This window comes from Legionella fallonii LLAP-10, assembly GCF_000953135.1.
GTDB classification, from domain to species: Bacteria; Pseudomonadota; Gammaproteobacteria; order Legionellales; family Legionellaceae; genus Legionella; species Legionella fallonii.
On record NZ_LN614827.1, the window covers coordinates 1,508,089 to 1,525,699 of the forward strand.

Consider the following 17,611-nt stretch of genomic DNA (forward strand, 5'->3'; position numbering starts at 1 on the left):
ATTAAATGCGCCTATTAATGCTGGTTATATATATAGTGCTTATTATTATTGGCGTTAGTTTTGCAGCTTTAAATGCTTCGTCCGTGGACGTTAACTTTTATTTTAAAACAGTATCCATGCCTATATCGGTTCTTATGACCATTATGCTGGGGGTTGGCATTTTAATCGGATTTCTACTTTTTATATCTCGTTATTGGCGTTTAAAAATTGAATACCGTAAAATAAAAAATCAATTAAGATTAACGGAAAAAGAAATCAAAAATTTACGCTCAATTCCTTTGCAGGATCAGCACTAATTCTTTTATTATTAGGAAACCCAATATGCAGAGAGGGAAATTAATAAATGATTGATTTATGGCCATTATTGTTGCCTGCAGCTGCTTGGTCAGGGTGGTGGATAGCAAATCGCAATAATTCAGATAAAGATTCGCATATACGTAATCGTTTATCACGTGAATATGTAGTTGGACTTAATTATTTATTAAACGAACAATCTGATAAAGCAGTAGACATATTTATAAAATTACTAGAAGTAGATAGTGATACGGTAGAAACACATTTAGCGTTAGGTAGTTTGTTTAGACGCCGAGGAGAAGTAGATAGGGCTATTCGTATTCACCAAAACTTAATTGCAAGACCGCAACTTAGCTTATTACAAAGAAAAGAGGCTTTGATGGCTTTAGGCCAAGATTATATGGGAGCCGGAGTATTCGATCGAGCCGAACGCATTTTTTTAGAAGTTGTTGAATTAGGTGGAAGCAAAGAAACAAGCAGCTTACAAGGATTATTAGCAATATATCAACAAGAGAAAGCCTGGGAAAAGGCATTAGATATTATAAAAAAATTAGAAATTTCAACAAATACAAGTCTTCATCATCAGGCAGCCCATTATTATTGTGAAATGGCTAGTCAGGCACTTAAAATAAATGCTTTGGATAGAGCCATTTATTGTATTAGACAAGCAATGAATGTCGATACGCAATCTGTCCGAGCCAGTTTGATGAATGCTAATATAGAAATAAGAGAAGGGCGATATAAACATGCCATTCGCTCGCTAAAACGCGTTCCAGAGCAAGATGCTGAGTTTTTATCAGAAATTATTGAGCCTTTAGTTTTTTGTCACAAAGAATTAGATTCAATGGCTGATTGCATTCATTATCTTGAACATGCCTTGATTGAACATCCAAGGGCTTCAATAATTTTCGTTATTGCTGAGTATTTACGTCAAACTAAAGATATGGATGTTGCTATAGATTTTGTTGCGGATAATTTAAGTAAACATCCTTCAATTAAAGGGTTAAATCGCTTAATTTATTGGCATCTAGAATCCGCTCATGGAAAGGTTCGAGAAAAGCTGCAAATGCTTTATGACATTACTAGTAAGTTTTTAGAAAATAAACCTATATACAGATGTGGTCATTGTGGTTTTGGTAGTAAACATTTACATTGGCATTGTCCAAGTTGTAAACAATGGGGAAGAATGAAACCTATTCATGGTTTGGAAGGGGACTAGAGGTAAATGGTTATCTCTCCTTAGGCTTCCCGCGACTTGTTCGCAGGATCTTATAATGGCGAGGATTCCTAAGCCCGTGGCTAAGCGCGGGATGTAGAAATGGGGGATGGACACCTACTACGATTAGAGTGAGATTAAAATGCATTTTATTGATTTAAAAAAACAATATTCTTTAATAGAAAATAATATCTTAAATAGTATAAAAAAAGTTTTGGATCATGGTCAATATATCATGGGGCCTGAAATTGCAGCGCTTGAGCAGCAATTAGCCTCTTTTGTAGGTGTTAAACACGCGATTGTTAATGCTAGTGGTACGGATGCACTACTAATGGCACTGATGGCATTGGATATTCAACCTGGCGATGAAGTAATTACAAGTCCCTTTAGCTTTTTTGCAACCGCTGAAGTAATTAGTCTTTGTCATGCGGTTCCTGTTTTTGTTGATATCGATCCTTTAACTTATAATTTAGATCCCAAGCACTTGGAAGCTGCAATTACTAAGAAAACAAAGGCAATTATACCCGTTGGATTATATGGTCAATGTGCTGAGCATGATGCAATTAATGCAATTGCTGATCAATACGGTATTCCTATTATTGAAGATGCGGCTCAAAGCTTTGGTGCTACCTATAAAGGTAAACATTCTTGTGCCTTGTCTACTATAGGCTGTACAAGTTTCTTCCCTTCTAAACCCTTAGGGGGATATGGCGATTCAGGTGCCTGCTTTACTAACGATGATGATATTGCACAAAAGTTAATTGAAATAAGAATACATGGACAAAATGCTCGTTACTGCCATAGTCGAATTGGTATCAATGGAAGAATGGATACTATTCAAGCGGCTATATTAATTGAGAAAATGAAACTATTTCCTGAAGAGATCCAATTGCGTCAACAAGTGGCTAAACGTTATGACCAAATGCTTTCTTCTGTAGTAAAAACCCCTCATGTTCTACCACATAACACAAGTGTCTATGCTCAATATACGATTGAGGTAGAGAGCCGAGACTTGTTTCAAAAAGCAATGCAAACGGAGGGGATTCCAACTGCAATACATTATCCTGTTGCCATGCATCAGCAAAAAGCACTAAGTTATTTAAATTACAAAGCCGGTGATTTCCCCCATGCGGAAAAAGCTAGCCACCACGTTATCAGCTTGCCTATGCATCCTTATCTGGATGAAAACGAGCAAATGAAAGTTGTTTCTGCTGTAAAAAATGCTTTAATAGTGACCAGAAATGGTGAGGTTGTGCTATAATGACGTCCAAGCTTATAGTCGCTTTGGATTTTGATAATCAGGATGATGCTTTAAATCTAATTGATAAACTGGATCCTACTCATTGTGCATTAAAAGTGGGTAGTGAAATGTTTACCTTGTTTGGAACAAATTTTGTTAAGTCGCTAATCAATAGGCAGTTCAAAGTGTTCCTCGATTTAAAGTTTCATGACATACCTAATACAGTTGCAAAAGCATGTAAAGCTTGCGCTGAGTTGGGGGTATGGATGATTAATGTTCATGCACTTGGCGGACTTACCATGATGAAGGCCGCAAAAGAAGCAATAAAAGAATATGGCAGTCACAAACCATTGCTTATTGCTGTAACCGTTTTAACAAGTTTTAAAGAAGAGGAATTAGCCGGTTTAGGAATTAATTGTTCTATTGAGAAACAAGTAAAGCATCTTGCGTCTTTAGCTCGAGATGCTGGGTTAGATGGTGTGGTCAGTTCAGCTCACGAAGTAAAAACAATTAAGCAAATATGTGGGACTGAGTTTTTAACTATAACGCCAGGAATAAGATTATCAAGTAATTCAAAGGACGACCAATCACGCGTTATGACTCCGCGACAAGCTGTTAATGAAGGGAGTGATTATCTTGTTGTGGGGCGGCCCATCACTCAGGCTTTAAATCCTGCAATCGTTGTTGCCGAAATTTTAAATGAAATAGGGATAGCATAGTATGAATGATATTTAACCTATTTTATTTTAGGTGTTTTTATGTTAATTATATTTGATGTAGTAAATAAGTATTTAAATAAGATTGCCTCTTACTTAGATTGTTATACAACAATCTCTACACTTTTTGAGGATTGAGCGATGACCCCACAGCACGTGATAAGTCAGCTGCTAGAATCTGACACAAAATATCCTAAAAATCTAGATCTTTTAAAAAAAATAATTATTACTGCATATTTAGGGCGTTTTAGAGTCAATGGACAATCTCCTGATAATAAAATTTCTTTAGCTAATTATCTATTTGATGAAGAACGAGTGATGTTTGATTACACTCGTTTAAGTGATGAGAAAAAAGAGCTTTTTCTAAAATGGCTTCTTGAGCCACATCAAGCAGAAAAAGAAACTGATTATTTTAATGGTGTTCATGTTAATGAATATCGAGGGTTTACTGCTGAAGTTGCTTTGAGCTGGTGGGGAAGGTTATTGAGTTGGTTCGAAAATAGGTTTTCAGAACTTTGGAAAATAACCGATTTAAGTTTATCTCTTAATTATCAACTTACTAGTATTGAAGTTTGTCATGGTAATCATGGTAGTTTAATTGGATTTAATCAATTTTTAGCCCCTCGTTCAGGCACTAAATATAAAGCTCCCGATGATTTAGAAAAAGAGCCTCTTGGTAATGCCAAAAGAGTTTTTATAACAGATAAATTAGTTGAGCAATTAACTCGAGTTAACTTAAAAAATCTTAATTTTGAGTCTGTATGCAGAAGTCCCCATCCTCAATCAATCGTAATAGCGGACTACAATGCGCGCTATACAGAAATGTATAATTACAGACAAATGCAAAAATATGCAGACTACAAACCCTGGTATCTTAGTCTTTGGCAGTGGTTTGTTTCATTCTTTTATCCAGAGGAAAAAGTTGAAAAGAGGGCATCTGTAGATAATAGCCTTAAGCTATTGTATGAAAATGAAACTGTTAAAATATACGAACGTGAAATAACCAAGGAAGTTATTGTCCAAGAAAAGCGTCCTGATATCAATAATGCAGTTTTTTGTGGTGGCGGAGGTAAAATATTTGCCCACGTTGGTGTCTGGAGAGCACTCTGCGAAGCCAATATACGGTTAGAACATTTTGCTGGAAGTTCCGCTGGGGCAATTATGTCCTTGTTTTGTTACTTAGGCTATTCTGCGGATGAAATTACTGATTTATTTAAACATTTTAAACAAGAGCATTTAGTTTTTTTTGATATAGATAGAAATGGTTTATCTGATCCTCATGCTTTAAAGACCTCTCTCGATTATGCGATTGCACTCAAGGTAAAACAAATTGTTGCTAAGTATAATATCCCATTTCCTCAGGGTAAGATTACTTTTGCTACGTTGGATAATTTGAAAAAACAGTGTCCGGATTGCGGCATAGGGGAGGAGTTGATAGTAACCGCCACCAAGAAGAAATCAAGGCAGACGCGCTACTTCTCATTAACCAGATCGCCAAACTTTGAGGTCAGTGAAGCCGTTAAAATATCAGCAAGTATACCCCCTATTTACAGAGGCACATTTATTGATGGAGAAGAACATAATGATGGAGGAGTGTTAAGCAACTTCCCTACAGAGGCTTTTGGGGATGATCATACAACGTTATTAGAATCAGAATATGGTAACAACCTAAAAGTCTTAGCAGTTCAGTTTGATAATGGTACAGAACGATTCACTATAGATAGATTAGAACAAGTCTATAGAGAAAATTTCATTCTAAATTGGATATACAGCCTTATAACCGGAGTTAGTGATCCGGCTAGTGGCTGGGAACAAGATAGGATGAAATTACGAAAATATGCGGCACAATCGCTAGTAGTTAACGTTGATGATGTTTCTACCACATCATTTACTATAGAAGATGATGTCAGAAATAAAGTGATTCAAAAGGGATACGAGACTACTAAAAGTTATTTAGATGTGCGCTATAAGAAGAATGAAAATGGAACTTATGAAAATAAGGAATATATGTATTCTACATTTCATTCCCTAGGAGATTTATTGTCTTATTGTTGCTATAGAGGTGATAAACATTGGTTTGAAATTGTTAATAATTTAATTGTTCAATCTTCATTACCCAATAGAGCGTCATTAATGAAACAATCTTTAGAATTAAGAGAGCTTTATTTTAAACCAGCCGCTGGTGCTGCCGACAGTGCAAAACCTGTTGTAGCAGCTGAATCTAATTCAGTAACCTTTTTTGGTAATGATATTCCTCAGGAGCAATTTGAAATCAATGAGGAAAATCATAATGTTTTATTATCTGTATATCCAATTTTTCTTAAGATATCCTCTGAGTTTGTAAAAAGCAGCATCGATAAAAGGACACTGGAAGTAGCGAGACATTCATTAACATTACAATCCCCATTTCGATGTTTAGAACACTTGGAGAAGATAAAGGATGAGTCTAATATTGTTCTTCACATTTTTATTAAATTTATAAGAGAGCTTAAGGAAAATCCGAGTGCGGAACTCTACCGTGCGCTACAAGACTTTCGGCATTTAATGTACAGTGGCGCTAATTTATTTAAAGCCGAATATTATGATAAATGGGATTTATCTATTCCCCAATGTCTGAGGGTATTAAAATTATTTAGTACCAATCAACATGCTTTAATTCCTAAATTATTAGCTAGTTTGTGTGAAAGAGAAGAGCCTCTGCAAACGGTAGTGAACGGAGTTTATTATGATGATTTTAGCGAGGACTCTGTCGAGGAAGAACGTCTAAGTTTTAGTCTATAATTAATTGGAGTAAAACTTGGTGAAACCTGATATTACTTAGCTGGCTATTTATCTCCCCCCTCCATATTAATGATTTTCCCGCGTGAGCAGAATATGGGTGTTCGCCGATGGAGGTCGAACATCACTGTCATTAACTTTTTGGATAAGAAGCGTATTAGATCCAGTCTCTATTACGATCCATTCGTCCTGCGGCGTCGCTTTAGCCCTCATCAGGCCGAACGAGGCAAAGTAAAATCTGAGTTCCGTATCCGAAACTGACGTTAACTTAAGCAGTTTTCGGTCATTCGGATGAGTTTACGACTAGGGATCTGCATGAGCCACATCGAGGAGATCCCTCGCTGCGCACAGAATGACGTTCCTGGTAGAGGCTATGCCGATACGGAAAAAGCTGACTGAAATTTTGTTTCAGGTTATACTTCTTTTTTTGCTCTCAATCTTGATATGTATAGTAATTTAACTCTTTATTACCTTAATCAAATAGGAATTACTCCATGGGTAAATAAAGAGCTCATTCCAAATTTAATAGATCAACCCAATGAGACGAGTACTCACCCAATAATTGTTCTTATTTCTACAGAATTGAGTGATAAGATGCGTTCTCTTTTTAATCAAATGATGGATTATATTGATATAACGCAAGATGAGGTATTAGTTGTTGCGGTTAGAGAACAAGAGTTAGAGAATAAATTGCTAGATAAAGCTCCTCAGGCTTTATTATCATTGGGACCCAATGTTAACGATTTAAATTTGCCTTACCCTATATTTCAAGGGTTAGCTCTTGAGTATTTGTTGGATAACCCTCTATCTAAAAGAGAAGTTTTTCAAGTTCTAACTCGACTTAGAGCCTATTTGCAAATAAGTTCTTAAAAAATTAATATTATAGCTCGCACACTGTTATTAAATTAATGTGAGCTTCGGATAAGATCGCGGGACAATGCACCCAGGTTACAAACCATTTTTATGCCGAATTCCCGTTAAAGTAACATGTTGTAATCAACACATACAAATTAAAATTTCTTTGAACACATGGAGTAGATAAGAGGGTAATAGCTTCGGCTCGATGTTGAATGTAGCAAAAATGCTCAGAACTAAAAATATAAGGTGGCTTTATGAACATAAAGGGATTTACATTAATTGAGACCTTAATCGCTTTAATTTGTTTTGCAGGCTTATCCTTATTGGGTGTTATTTCTGCTTCCTTTTTAAAATATAATCATGAACGCCAAGTTATAATCGATGAGATTCGAGTTGCGATACAATATGCAAAAATTCAAGCCGCTACTCGAGGCAGCCCAGTGTATCTTACTCCCTTTGATCATCAATCGCACAATTGGTCGAGTGGGATGAAATTAACGCAATATAATAGTAAAAAGAACGCAATGGAGCTTTTGTATCAGTGGGAGTGGCATCATCCTCGCTGGAGTATTACCTGGAATGGCGTGCACTCACTTAATAAAATTATTTTATCGTATAATCCCATAAGTACCATGAGTAATGGCAAATTTGTGATATCTAATCCTTATACCAAGGAGCACTTGATCATTGTGTTAAATAGACTTGGAAGAGTAAAAGTTAAATCGGATTCGTGATTAAAAATAGACTTATTTTCCACCACAAAGACGGAAGTACCCTTGTTCACATCTTACTAATTTTGTAATATCCCATGATGTAGGAGTTTAGTGAACTATTATCTATGTTTATTAATAATCAGCCCATATTTGTAGCTGAACCCCAAAATCCCCATTCTCTCCTCGATTGGCGAGAGTGTCGTCATTCATTAACGGATAAGCTCCAAGCAGCAAGGGGAAGCACTCAATTAACTGTGATTTCACAACAGTGGACACGACCAACGTGGTGGGATAGGTATTTGCTGCAAATTGATGATGAACTCATTTTTGAGCGCGAAATTATGATGAAACATCACCATACCGACTATTGGTATGCTCGAACAATAATTCCGAAAAAATGTTATTTTAGCGACCCCGAATTTTTTAAGCGTCTTGAAAAAGAATCTATAAGAAATTTGATTTTTGATAACTCTAAAGTACATCGGGTGACGATGCTTAATTACCCAATAGATAAGCAATGTATTGAATTTAACTGGGTTAAAAAACATCTAAACAATATTGATGGCATTATCTGGGTAAGATTAGCGGAGTATTCTTTAAATTACTTAGAGTCTTTTTATTTAGCTGAATTGCTGTTACCAGAATTAGAGTGTCTATCATGCTGAAGTGGGGCGCATATTGGAGATTATTACGGTTACATAAACCTGCAGGTACTCTTTTGCTTTGGTATCCGACGGCATGGGCGTTATGGGTTGCCAATAACGGTGCTCCTTCGCTCAAATTATTTTTATTATTTGCACTAGGTACTATCTTAATGCGTGCTGCCGGATGTGTTGTCAATGATATTGCTGACAGACATATTGATAAGCATGTAACGCGCACAAAATTACGTCCTATTACGTCAGGGGAAGTAGGATTAGTAGAGGCATTTATCTTATTATTTCTTTTGTGGAGCGGAGCCTTAGTCATTGCGCTGAATTTGCCAGTGAACTGTTTTTATTTAGCCGTGGTTGCATTATTGACTACCTTGCTTTATCCCTTTTGTAAGCGCTTTTTAGAAGCGCCCCAAATGATTCTGGGGCTTTCTTTTTCAATGGGGATACCTATGGCCTATGTGGCTTCTGAAACAGCATTAAATGGCAATTTTATCGTTTTATTCGTTATTAATTTCTTATGGATTCTCGCTTATGACACGATGTATGCAATAACGGATAAAGAAGATGATTTAAAAATAGGGGTAAAATCTACCGCTATTTATTTTGCTAATTACGATCTATTAATTATTGGGATGCTTTTATTTGTACTTCATAGCTTATGGTTCTGTTGGGCTTTGATCAATAAAGTTCAATTGGGATTTTACGTTTTTTGGGCCGCAGCTATTTTGATATTGATTTATCAACAAAAGTTAATCAGTAAAAGAGTGCCTGAGGATTGTTTTAAAGCCTTTACAGTTAGTATTTATTATGGATTATTGATGTGGTTTGCTGTTGGAGCGGCTTTGATGTAAAAGTCGTCAAGGCTTTTATAATGTGGCTGGTTGCAAGTAACTAATAAGAAAAAAACAGAAGAATTCGCGTTACTTATAGCTTTCCCGGATGCCAATCCGGGAGACCATGAGCGTAGCGAATTCCTTAAGTTAAGTGCCATTCGTTACTTGCAGCCGGCTACATGATTAATAAATATCGCTGCCATTATCGGCTACAACGCGAGTATGTCGTCCATAGATTACCAATATTTTTTGCTTGTTTTTAAGCTTTAAATCTTCAGATTGTACAACGGAAATAATACCCCCTGAATTGAGTTTAATAACGTACTCAACTCCGTGAGTTTGATTATATCCTCCTTCCATAAAGTTTTTGCTATTAGGATTGGTCCCCTCTGCGTTTTGTCTATGAAGATTAACTGCTCGCTTAGAAATAATCACGCCAGGGATTACCTTTTTAATTTTACCAATTTCATTGGCATCATATTCACCGGGAGGTAGATCTTTATTACAAGCTACTAAGAAAAGTCCTAGTAGAGACACTAGAGTGGATTTAAATACGGTTTTTATTCTCATGGTGATTAAAACTCCGATAATTATTATAAAAGCATCTCGTTATTTTAACCGAGTTTTTCTGAATGTTTAATTCATTTTTATTTATTGGGTTCTTTGTATCACCACAATAATCGGGAAGAATTAATAGTGATAAAAAGGTGACTTCCACTAAATCATGCACATTTTTTATTAAGACATTATTAGTTGATTGACTGTTTATCTACTAGATCTTCTAAAAGACTGCTTGCACCAATTCGGAACCAGTCCTTACTTATTTTTTTGTGCATTATTAATTCCGCCAGATAAGCAAAGTTTCTAGCTTGCTCTGGAGTTTTTATTCCTCCAGAAACCTTCACGCCGCATTTTTTACCAGAGTCTTGTATAGCACTTAATATGGCAATTAGGGCGGGTAGTGAAGCACCTTGATTGATTTTACCTGTTGATGTTTTAAGGAAATCACAGTGAAAATTTAAGAGCTCTATACATAATTGGTAGATACTTTGCATTTCTGGGAAAGCGCCAGTTTCTAAAATTATCTTTAAAGTAAGGCCATGTTGCTTACAATATTCAGCGATAATACTGCCGTGGTTTAATGCTTCTTTTTTATTTTCTCTTAGATATATTTGATAAGGGAAGACATAGTCAATTTCCTTAAAACCTAACTCCCGCGCTGTATTTATTTCATTAATGCAGTCTTCTATAGAAGCATTTCCTGTCGGAAAATTGATAACTGTTGCAAGGTTTGTAGTACTTTCTAGCTTAAACTGGTTTAAATAATAAGTATAAATACAAACAGCAGCTACCGGATGGAGCTGCGCTAAGTTCTTGAGATGGTGTAACTCATTGACAGTGGCATTTTCTTTTAACAGAGTCAAATCCATGGTTCGGATCAACTGATCAGCAGTTATTTCCGAGAGGCTGACTCTCGTAAAAAGAAAATGCTCTAAAACACTATTTAAATGAGTTTCTATAGTCACGCTAACCCTATGATATATTGTTTCATTAAGGTGTTAAGCTTTTCAGCTGCACTGGATGCCATTTTAACTACTGCATCATGACTATGACTGGTTTGAGCAAGGCCTGTTGCGTAATTAGTTATCATGGCAATGACCGCGACGTTCATTCCACAGTGGTTAGCTACCAATACTTCTGGAACAGTAGACATGCCTACAGCGTCTGCTCCTAATATTTTAAATGCTCTAATTTCTGCAGCAGTTTCATAATGAGGACCTAATACAGAGATATAAACACCCTCGCTTAATCTGATTCCGTTATTTTGAGCAGTTGCTAATAGCTCTGTGCGCATTGTTTTGTCATATGCATTATCTAGAGGATAAAATCTAGGTCCAAATTCATCATCATTAGGTCCAATCAGTGGGTTGCTTGGCTGCAAGTTAATATGATCAGTAATCAGCATTAACTCGCCAGGACCAACTTCCTCTCTAAGAGACCCTGATGCATTTGTTGCGATAAAGTAATTACAACCTAGAACTTTCAATGTTCTAACATAGGTTTTAACAACTTCATAATTTTCTAAGCCCTCGTATGTATGGGCTCGACCTTGCAAACACACTACACCTACACCGTTACAGTAACCAAGAATTAATTTTCCTCCGTGTCCTTCAACAGTAACTTTGGGGAATCCTGGTAGTTGGTCATAGTCTATAGAGACAGAGTCCTCTAACTCTTCAGCAAACTTACCTAGTCCAGAACCTAAAACAACTCCTACAGTTGGTTTAAATGATGGGAGCAGCTTCTTAATATGATCTGCTGCTAAATAAGGATAAGTGTTTTTTGTTATAGGATTAGTCATATAATTATCCGATTAGGGGTTAAAATCAAAAGCTAGAGGCAATAATTGATCAATAGACAAGCTTTGGAACACTGTCTTTTCATTGCATAAATAAACCATCGTATCAGCGGTTGAGAACTCATGAATTCTTTGTCTGCATGCGCCACACGGTGGGCATAATAAATTATTATGAGCTACAACGACGATACTTTTAATTTTCTGCTCTCCCGCAGCAATCATGTGACAGATGGCGGATGACTCAGCACAAATACTTAAGCTATAAGAACCATTTTCTACATTAACTCCAGTATATAAGTTACCTTTGTCTGTACAGATACACGACGCAACTTTAAATTGAGAATAGGGTGTATAAGCATTAGGTAATGCCTTATATGCCTCTTTGATCATTTGTGCAATTGTATTATTCATTATCAGCCTCTTGAGTAACCGAAAGAATATACTAATTACAGAGTCATTGAGCAAGTCTGTTGTTTGGAAAGAGGCACATCATCTAATTCTAATTGATAAGTTTTAGGTTCTTCATGTGCATGTAATGGGCCTTTACCGTGGTAAGGGCGAGGGGAATTTATTTCTTCAAGTTCATTTTTCGGCCCCAATGACTTAACCATTTGATCGTGGCTAGTCGATGGAACAGGAGTTGGTGGATGATTGTCACAGGTATAATTTAGCCAAATTTCAGCAACAAGGATACTTAGGCCTGCAATAGTGATAGCTGAAACTACAAGTATAGGAATGGTCAGAGGAGGAAATAAGAAAATTAAGGTAGCACTAAGGGCTGTTGCCACGCTAATAGCTGCTAACGTGGTAGCATAGGACGAATAAGCCTCTTGATAACTATGAGAGTAATTTTCGTCTTTAGGGTGGGGATTGTTTAGTTTGTGATATTCACTAGTGGCCCACATTAAATTACTGGCTACAAATAGCCAAGCTGCGGGGAGTAATAGTACAGGAGCAAAAAATCCTGCAATGCTTAACACCGTTGCAATAAGTCCAAGAATGGCTGCAAATAGGTGTTGCTCCTTAAATTGTGCAAAACCATACCATTCTTCTTCATTATAAGTATGCTCTGGATGGAAATGGCTGCTTATAAACCATACGCCATACCCCATCATATAGAGTATTAGCGAGATCCCATTACAAATAGGGGCAGCAAGAGGGAACGGTAGGTACTGAGCTTTCCCACACACGAAACCAGAAAGAAAGAAAAATGAACTAACTTTACCCAAGATTGATGTTGTACTCATTAAACCCGAGCCCTCAACATGATATTTTTTTGTACATATTACATGAATTTGTGACTAAAATCCAGTGAAAATTGGTTTAAATGCTAACTTTAAAAAACTATTTCTATTTTTTAGCAATTTAAAGTGGCTTTTGGACTATTTAGAGTAAAGTAGAGGATGATGAACGGATACTATTTAAAATAATTAGTTTATCGTTTCATTGTTTGGAGATAAGCGTAAAGGAAGAATAATGCGAACTAATAGCCCTCCGTCCTCTGCATTTTTAGCAATAATTTCCCCATGGTGTAAGGTTATCGCTCTAGATGCTATGGCTAATCCTAGACCATAACCACCGGTTTTCTTCGTTCTTGACGTATCCACTCGGTAAAAAGGGTTAAATATTTTCTCTAATTGATCTTCGGGAACTCCCGGACCATTATCTTTAACATCCAGATAGATTTTATCCTTAGCATCATTATGGTGAAGGGATATATGGATTTGTTGATGTTCCGGAGTATAGTGCAGGGCATTACGTACTATATTTTCAATGGCTCTATGAATTAAACGTTTATCGACTATTAGCTGACAGGGCTCTATTGTTTCAGTGCTAATACGATTGAGCTGATCTCCTGATTCATAATTAGCGTCATGTATAATATCTGATATTAATTCAGGGATATTAGTTTTAGCCAATTGAAGATCTGTGGTTGATTTATCCAAACGGGCAAAATCTAAGATCTCACTAATTAAAGCATTTAATCTAGAGCTTTCGAGCTCCATACGATTAAACTCATTGTCAGCTAAATGATTGGTTTTCTTTTTGCCTAACTCAATAGCAATATTCAGACGTGCTAATGGGGAGCGTAACTCATGGGAAATATCTTGTAATAAACGTTCTTTAGAGCGAACTAATGCTTCTAATTGTTCTGCCATGCGGTCAAAATCTTTACTTAATTCGGCAATTTCATCTTTTTTATGGCCTCTAAAATGCCCCACACGGGTATAAAGTTTTCCTGTCGCTATGGATTTTGCTGCCATTCCTAACGTTCTGAGTGGCTGGGTTAAATACATGGAGAGTAAGTAACAAATAAGACCACTAATAAAAATCGCTAAAGTTAGGCGTATGGCAAGTCCTGCCCAAGGAATTTGAACAAAATAAGATATAGGTTTTTCACTTACAGCGGCTAATCTATAAAATTTGCCTGATGTGGATAAAATTTCATGGCTGACTATTAATTTTCCTGCAGTAAAGATCCCTTCACTCAGCTGATCGTTAATAAGATTTTCAGCAACTTTTTTGACGCTTTCCGGAGGATCTTGCGCACCAACAATTTCGCCGCTGCTTGAAAGCAACCATAGGGACATATGCCGGGATAGGCCTATTTGATTAAGCCATTTGAGTAGAGCAGACCTTTGTCCTGACTCAAAGGTAGCGACAGCCGCATTTGCATAGCTGTCCATAAACATTTGTTCTCGCACGGGTTGAGATGATTTTTGTGCAATTTGACTCGTAACCCAGGCTGTAGTGAAAATAATCAGTATGGTGGCTAACCAAAACGAAACGAATATTTTCCAATACAAACTACGCATTAAACATGTACCCAAATCCGCGAACCGTTTTTACTATAGGTTCTCCTTCTGGATTATCACCTAATTTGTTTCTCAAATTACTAATGTGGACATCGATACTTCTATCATAGGCAGTATATTTTCTGCCTAGGGCGTATTCTGTTAGTTCTTCTTTCGAAAAGGCTTGCCCTGGTGACTTAATTAACATTTCTAAAATATTAAACTCAGCATTAGTTAATTCAAGAAATTTTCCTGCCATAGTGACATGGCGTTTTGAGCAGTCAACAACAATATCATGGTGCTCAATAACCGGTCTCGATATGGGGATTTTCATAGTCCGTCTTAAAATAGCTCTTAAACGAGCAACTAGCTCACGAGGATTACATGGTTTAGGCAAATAATCGTCTGCACCAATTTCTAATCCCACGATTCTGTCTATATCATCTCCTCGGGCGGTTAACATTAAAACAGGAGTTTCTAGGTGTTCTCTTATTGCTTTTAAGACTTCGAAGCCATTTAATTTAGGCAACATTACGTCAAGAACAATCGCGTCAAACACCTGGTTTAATGCTTTTTTAATACCACTTTCGCCGTCATGAACACATACTACATTAAATCCCTCGGGCTCCAAATATTGGGTGAGCAAGTCAGTAAGCTCTGCGTCATCATCAACGATGAGAATATTGCTATTCATTAATTATCCTTCAATATTAGTTTTTGAGCTGTTGCTTTGAGGTCGTTTATCGATACATTCTAATAATTTAATTCTGCGGGCATCGGCATTAATTACTTTAAATTCTAGATTATCTATGGTGATCGTTTCACCGCGTTTTGGTAGGTATCCAAAGCTATTCATCACAATACCACCAATTGTATCGTAGATATCATCGCTGAAATTAGTATGCATCTGCTCATTAAATTCTTCAATAGGTGTATGTGCTTTAATAATATAATGATGGTCGTGGTGAGTTTTGATATAGGCGTCATCATCTATATCAAACTCATCTTCAATATCGCCTATAATCTGTTCAATAATATCTTCTATAGTGATGAAACCAGAAACTTCTCCATATTCATCAACAACGATAGCCATATGATTGCGATTACAACGAAATTCGCTAAGCAAACTGTCTAGGCGTTTGCTTTCAGGAACAAAGGTCACTTGCCTGCAGGTATCGAGCAAATCAAAAGAATCAGGATTTCCTACTTGAGAGTTTAATAAATCTTTGGCATGTAGTATGCCAATAATTTCATCTGAATTTTCACCAGTTACAGGAAAGCGTGAATGTCCAGTTCGTGTAACAACTTTAATGATTTCATTATATTCATCATCTTGATTGAGACAAACCATTTGATTTTTAGGCAGCATGATGTCACGTGCCCGCATTTTCGAGAAGTGAATGGCGCCTTCTATCATGGCCAAAGTTTCAGAACTAATTAGAGATCTGATTTGTGCATCTCTTAATAGATTTACAAGCTCTTCCTGATTTTGTGGCTCACCTTGTAAAAACTGTTTCAGTCGAACAAACCACGAACCACCTTCTTCCTCTTTATTCAAGATCATTTACCTCTAAGTCATAGGGATTGGAATAACCTAGCTCATTTAAAAGTTTTATTTCAAGTGATTGCATTACAGAGGCTTCGTCTTCTTTAATATGATCGTAGCCTAACAGATGCAGGACTCCATGAATTACTATTAGAGACCAATGTTCTTTAAGTGATTTGTTAAGTTGTTGGCTTTCAGCCAGTAATACTTCAGGACAAATAATAATATCGCCTAATAGAGGGTATTCAAGTTCTACATGTTCAGGTACTGAACTGGGGAAGGCAAGCACATTAGTCGGTTTATTTTGTTTTCTATAGGTATGATTTAAAAAAATCATTTCGTCAGAATTGACTAAACGTATCGTTAATTCAGCATCATCTTGATGATCCCTGAGCGCAAGCTCAGCCAGACTGATTAATTCACCATCAGCTAAAGGCAATGGGGTATCAGTGGCATTTTGGAGGTCAATATGGTATGTCATTTTTTATTCTCTTTATATTCATGGTCATAACAGTCGACAATTTTAGACACTAAGGGATGTCTTACAACTTCACGACTAGTAAATTTATGAATGCTTATTTCTGGAATATTTTTAAATAAATCGAGCGCATGAGCAAGTCCAGAATCAGTTCCTTTGGGTAAGTCAACTTGAGTGATATCACCAGTTATGACTGTTTTAGAGCCGAAACCCATTCGAGTTAAAAACATTTTCATTTGCATGATCGTTGTATTTTGAGCCTCATCCAATATGATAAATGATTCATTTAGAGTGCGACCACGCATAAAGGCGAGAGGTAAAACTTCAATAATATCACTCTGAATCATTTTTTGGGTTTCTTTAAAACCAATCATTTCATATAAGGCATCGTATATTGGCCGTAGATAAGGGAGTACTTTTTCGACTAAATCTCCAGGTAGGAATCCTAATTTTTCACCAGCCTCAACCGCGGGGCGAACAAAAATAAGTCTATGTACCTCTCCTTTTTCAAAACTTTCTATGGCTTTAGATACTGCAAGATAGGTTTTACCTGTTCCAGCTGGTCCAACAGCAAAAGTGATGTCACAACGATCAATTGCATCAAGGAACTCTGCTTGTTTATTATTTCGGGCTGCAATTATTTTGCGAGATAACTTTATATGATGAGTCATTGCGCTTTGATAATCCTCACTAATTAAAACACGAATTGTTTGTATATCTATGGGGCTCTTCGATAAAGGATACAATAAGTTAAGTATTTTTCTTACTTCATGAAATTGCTCTTCGCGCTGACCGTGTAGAATAACAACGTTCTGCTTAAGCTTTATGGTTAAATTGAAATATTCTTCTAGAAATTTAAAATTACTATGTAAAACTCCGCAAAGATTGGCAATTTCTTGCGTACTAAGAGGTGGTAATTTTATAATGTTACTGTTCAGCGTACTACTCAAGGGTCTTTTAATCTACTTAATAACCATACTTTAAGAATAGTTCAAAAGCTATATCTTCTGCAAGTTTAATCGATCTAATTAATGTTAATCGCGAGTTTGGGATACGAGCGCGGGACAATGTAGATTGGATGCTGCGTTAGCATACCCCAGGAACGGTGTGGGAGCAAAAATCAGGAGAA

At 36.6% G+C, this 17,611-nt stretch carries 19 protein-coding genes; 9 read left to right on the top strand and 10 right to left on the bottom strand.

Annotated features, from left to right (window positions below):
• Positions 1–5: 5 nt before the first annotated feature.
• The 9 genes from LFA_RS06130 to LFA_RS06170 all read left to right on the top strand — a co-directional run bounded on the left by LFA_RS06130 (position 6) and on the right by LFA_RS06170 (position 9,322).
• A complete protein-coding gene (locus LFA_RS06130; protein ID WP_045095402.1) occupies positions 6–296 on the top strand; it encodes a lipopolysaccharide assembly protein LapA domain-containing protein in 291 nt (96 codons plus the stop codon).
• Between the two features lie 47 nt (positions 297–343).
• The gene (gene lapB, locus LFA_RS06135; protein WP_045095403.1) at positions 344–1,513 is read left to right on the top strand and encodes a lipopolysaccharide assembly protein LapB; all 1,170 of its coding nucleotides are present in this window, start codon (positions 344–346) and stop codon (positions 1,511–1,513) included.
• 139 nt (positions 1,514–1,652) lie between these two features.
• The gene (locus LFA_RS06140) at positions 1,653–2,771 is read left to right on the top strand and encodes a DegT/DnrJ/EryC1/StrS family aminotransferase (protein ID WP_045095404.1); all 1,119 of its coding nucleotides are present in this window, start codon (positions 1,653–1,655) and stop codon (positions 2,769–2,771) included.
• On the top strand, positions 2,771–3,469 hold the full coding sequence (pyrF, locus tag LFA_RS06145) for an orotidine-5'-phosphate decarboxylase (RefSeq protein ID WP_045095405.1): 699 nt from the start codon (positions 2,771–2,773) through the stop codon (positions 3,467–3,469). Before LFA_RS06140 ends, pyrF begins: the two co-directional genes overlap by 1 nt.
• A 138-nt stretch (positions 3,470–3,607) precedes the next feature.
• Positions 3,608–6,247, top strand: a complete 2,640-nt coding sequence (vpdC, locus tag LFA_RS06150) for a Dot/Icm T4SS effector VpdC (protein WP_045095406.1) — start codon at positions 3,608–3,610, stop codon at positions 6,245–6,247.
• A gap of 441 nt (positions 6,248–6,688) precedes the next feature.
• Positions 6,689–7,114: a DNA polymerase III subunit psi gene (locus LFA_RS06155; protein ID WP_045095407.1), complete on the top strand. Its 426-nt coding sequence runs from the start codon at positions 6,689–6,691 to the stop codon at positions 7,112–7,114.
• A 242-nt stretch (positions 7,115–7,356) separates the two neighbouring features.
• Entirely contained in the window at positions 7,357–7,836 is a 480-nt protein-coding gene (locus tag LFA_RS06160; RefSeq protein ID WP_045095408.1) for a GspH/FimT family pseudopilin, read from the top strand.
• A 104-nt stretch (positions 7,837–7,940) separates the two neighbouring features.
• Positions 7,941–8,480 carry a chorismate--pyruvate lyase family protein gene (locus LFA_RS06165; protein WP_045095409.1) on the top strand — a complete coding sequence of 180 codons (540 nt, stop codon included), beginning with the start codon at positions 7,941–7,943 and terminating at the stop codon, positions 8,478–8,480.
• On the top strand, positions 8,474–9,322 hold the full coding sequence (locus LFA_RS06170; RefSeq protein ID WP_045095410.1) for a 4-hydroxybenzoate octaprenyltransferase: 849 nt from the start codon (positions 8,474–8,476) through the stop codon (positions 9,320–9,322). Before LFA_RS06165 ends, LFA_RS06170 begins: the two co-directional genes overlap by 7 nt.
• A 165-nt stretch (positions 9,323–9,487) precedes the next feature.
• On the opposite strand, the gene LFA_RS06175 is transcribed toward LFA_RS06170, so the two are convergent.
• The 10 genes from LFA_RS06175 to LFA_RS06220 form a co-directional block, all read right to left on the bottom strand.
• Positions 9,488–9,874, bottom strand: coding sequence for a hypothetical protein (locus LFA_RS06175; protein ID WP_045095411.1), 387 nt, complete (start codon positions 9,872–9,874; stop codon positions 9,488–9,490).
• A 179-nt stretch (positions 9,875–10,053) separates the two neighbouring features.
• Positions 10,054–10,830, bottom strand: coding sequence for a 2-deoxyribose-5-phosphate aldolase (gene deoC / locus LFA_RS06180; RefSeq protein WP_045095412.1), 777 nt, complete (start codon positions 10,828–10,830; stop codon positions 10,054–10,056).
• Entirely contained in the window at positions 10,827–11,666 is an 840-nt protein-coding gene (locus tag LFA_RS06185) for a purine-nucleoside phosphorylase (protein ID WP_045095413.1), read from the bottom strand. Before LFA_RS06185 ends, deoC begins: the two co-directional genes overlap by 4 nt.
• 12 nt (positions 11,667–11,678) lie before the next feature.
• Positions 11,679–12,074, bottom strand: coding sequence for a cytidine deaminase (gene cdd / locus LFA_RS06190; RefSeq protein WP_045095414.1), 396 nt, complete (start codon positions 12,072–12,074; stop codon positions 11,679–11,681).
• Positions 12,075–12,109: 35 nt separating this feature from the next.
• Positions 12,110–12,910, bottom strand: a complete 801-nt coding sequence (locus LFA_RS06195; protein WP_045095415.1) for a YbaN family protein — start codon at positions 12,908–12,910, stop codon at positions 12,110–12,112.
• Positions 12,911–13,093: 183 nt separating this feature from the next.
• The gene (gene cpxA / locus LFA_RS06200) at positions 13,094–14,479 is read right to left on the bottom strand and encodes a two-component system sensor histidine kinase CpxA (protein WP_045095416.1); all 1,386 of its coding nucleotides are present in this window, start codon (positions 14,477–14,479) and stop codon (positions 13,094–13,096) included.
• Positions 14,472–15,152, bottom strand: coding sequence for a two-component system response regulator CpxR (cpxR, locus tag LFA_RS06205; protein ID WP_045095417.1), 681 nt, complete (start codon positions 15,150–15,152; stop codon positions 14,472–14,474). The genes cpxA and cpxR overlap by 8 nt, the downstream gene beginning before the upstream one ends.
• Before the next feature lie 3 nt (positions 15,153–15,155).
• Positions 15,156–16,022: an HlyC/CorC family transporter gene (locus tag LFA_RS06210; protein ID WP_157010295.1), complete on the bottom strand. Its 867-nt coding sequence runs from the start codon at positions 16,020–16,022 to the stop codon at positions 15,156–15,158.
• Positions 16,009–16,485, bottom strand: a complete 477-nt coding sequence (gene ybeY / locus LFA_RS06215; RefSeq protein ID WP_045095418.1) for an rRNA maturation RNase YbeY — start codon at positions 16,483–16,485, stop codon at positions 16,009–16,011. The genes LFA_RS06210 and ybeY overlap by 14 nt, the downstream gene beginning before the upstream one ends.
• Positions 16,482–17,432, bottom strand: a complete 951-nt coding sequence (locus LFA_RS06220; RefSeq protein WP_045095419.1) for a PhoH family protein — start codon at positions 17,430–17,432, stop codon at positions 16,482–16,484. The genes ybeY and LFA_RS06220 overlap by 4 nt, the downstream gene beginning before the upstream one ends.
• Between the last annotated feature and the right edge of the window lie 179 nt (positions 17,433–17,611).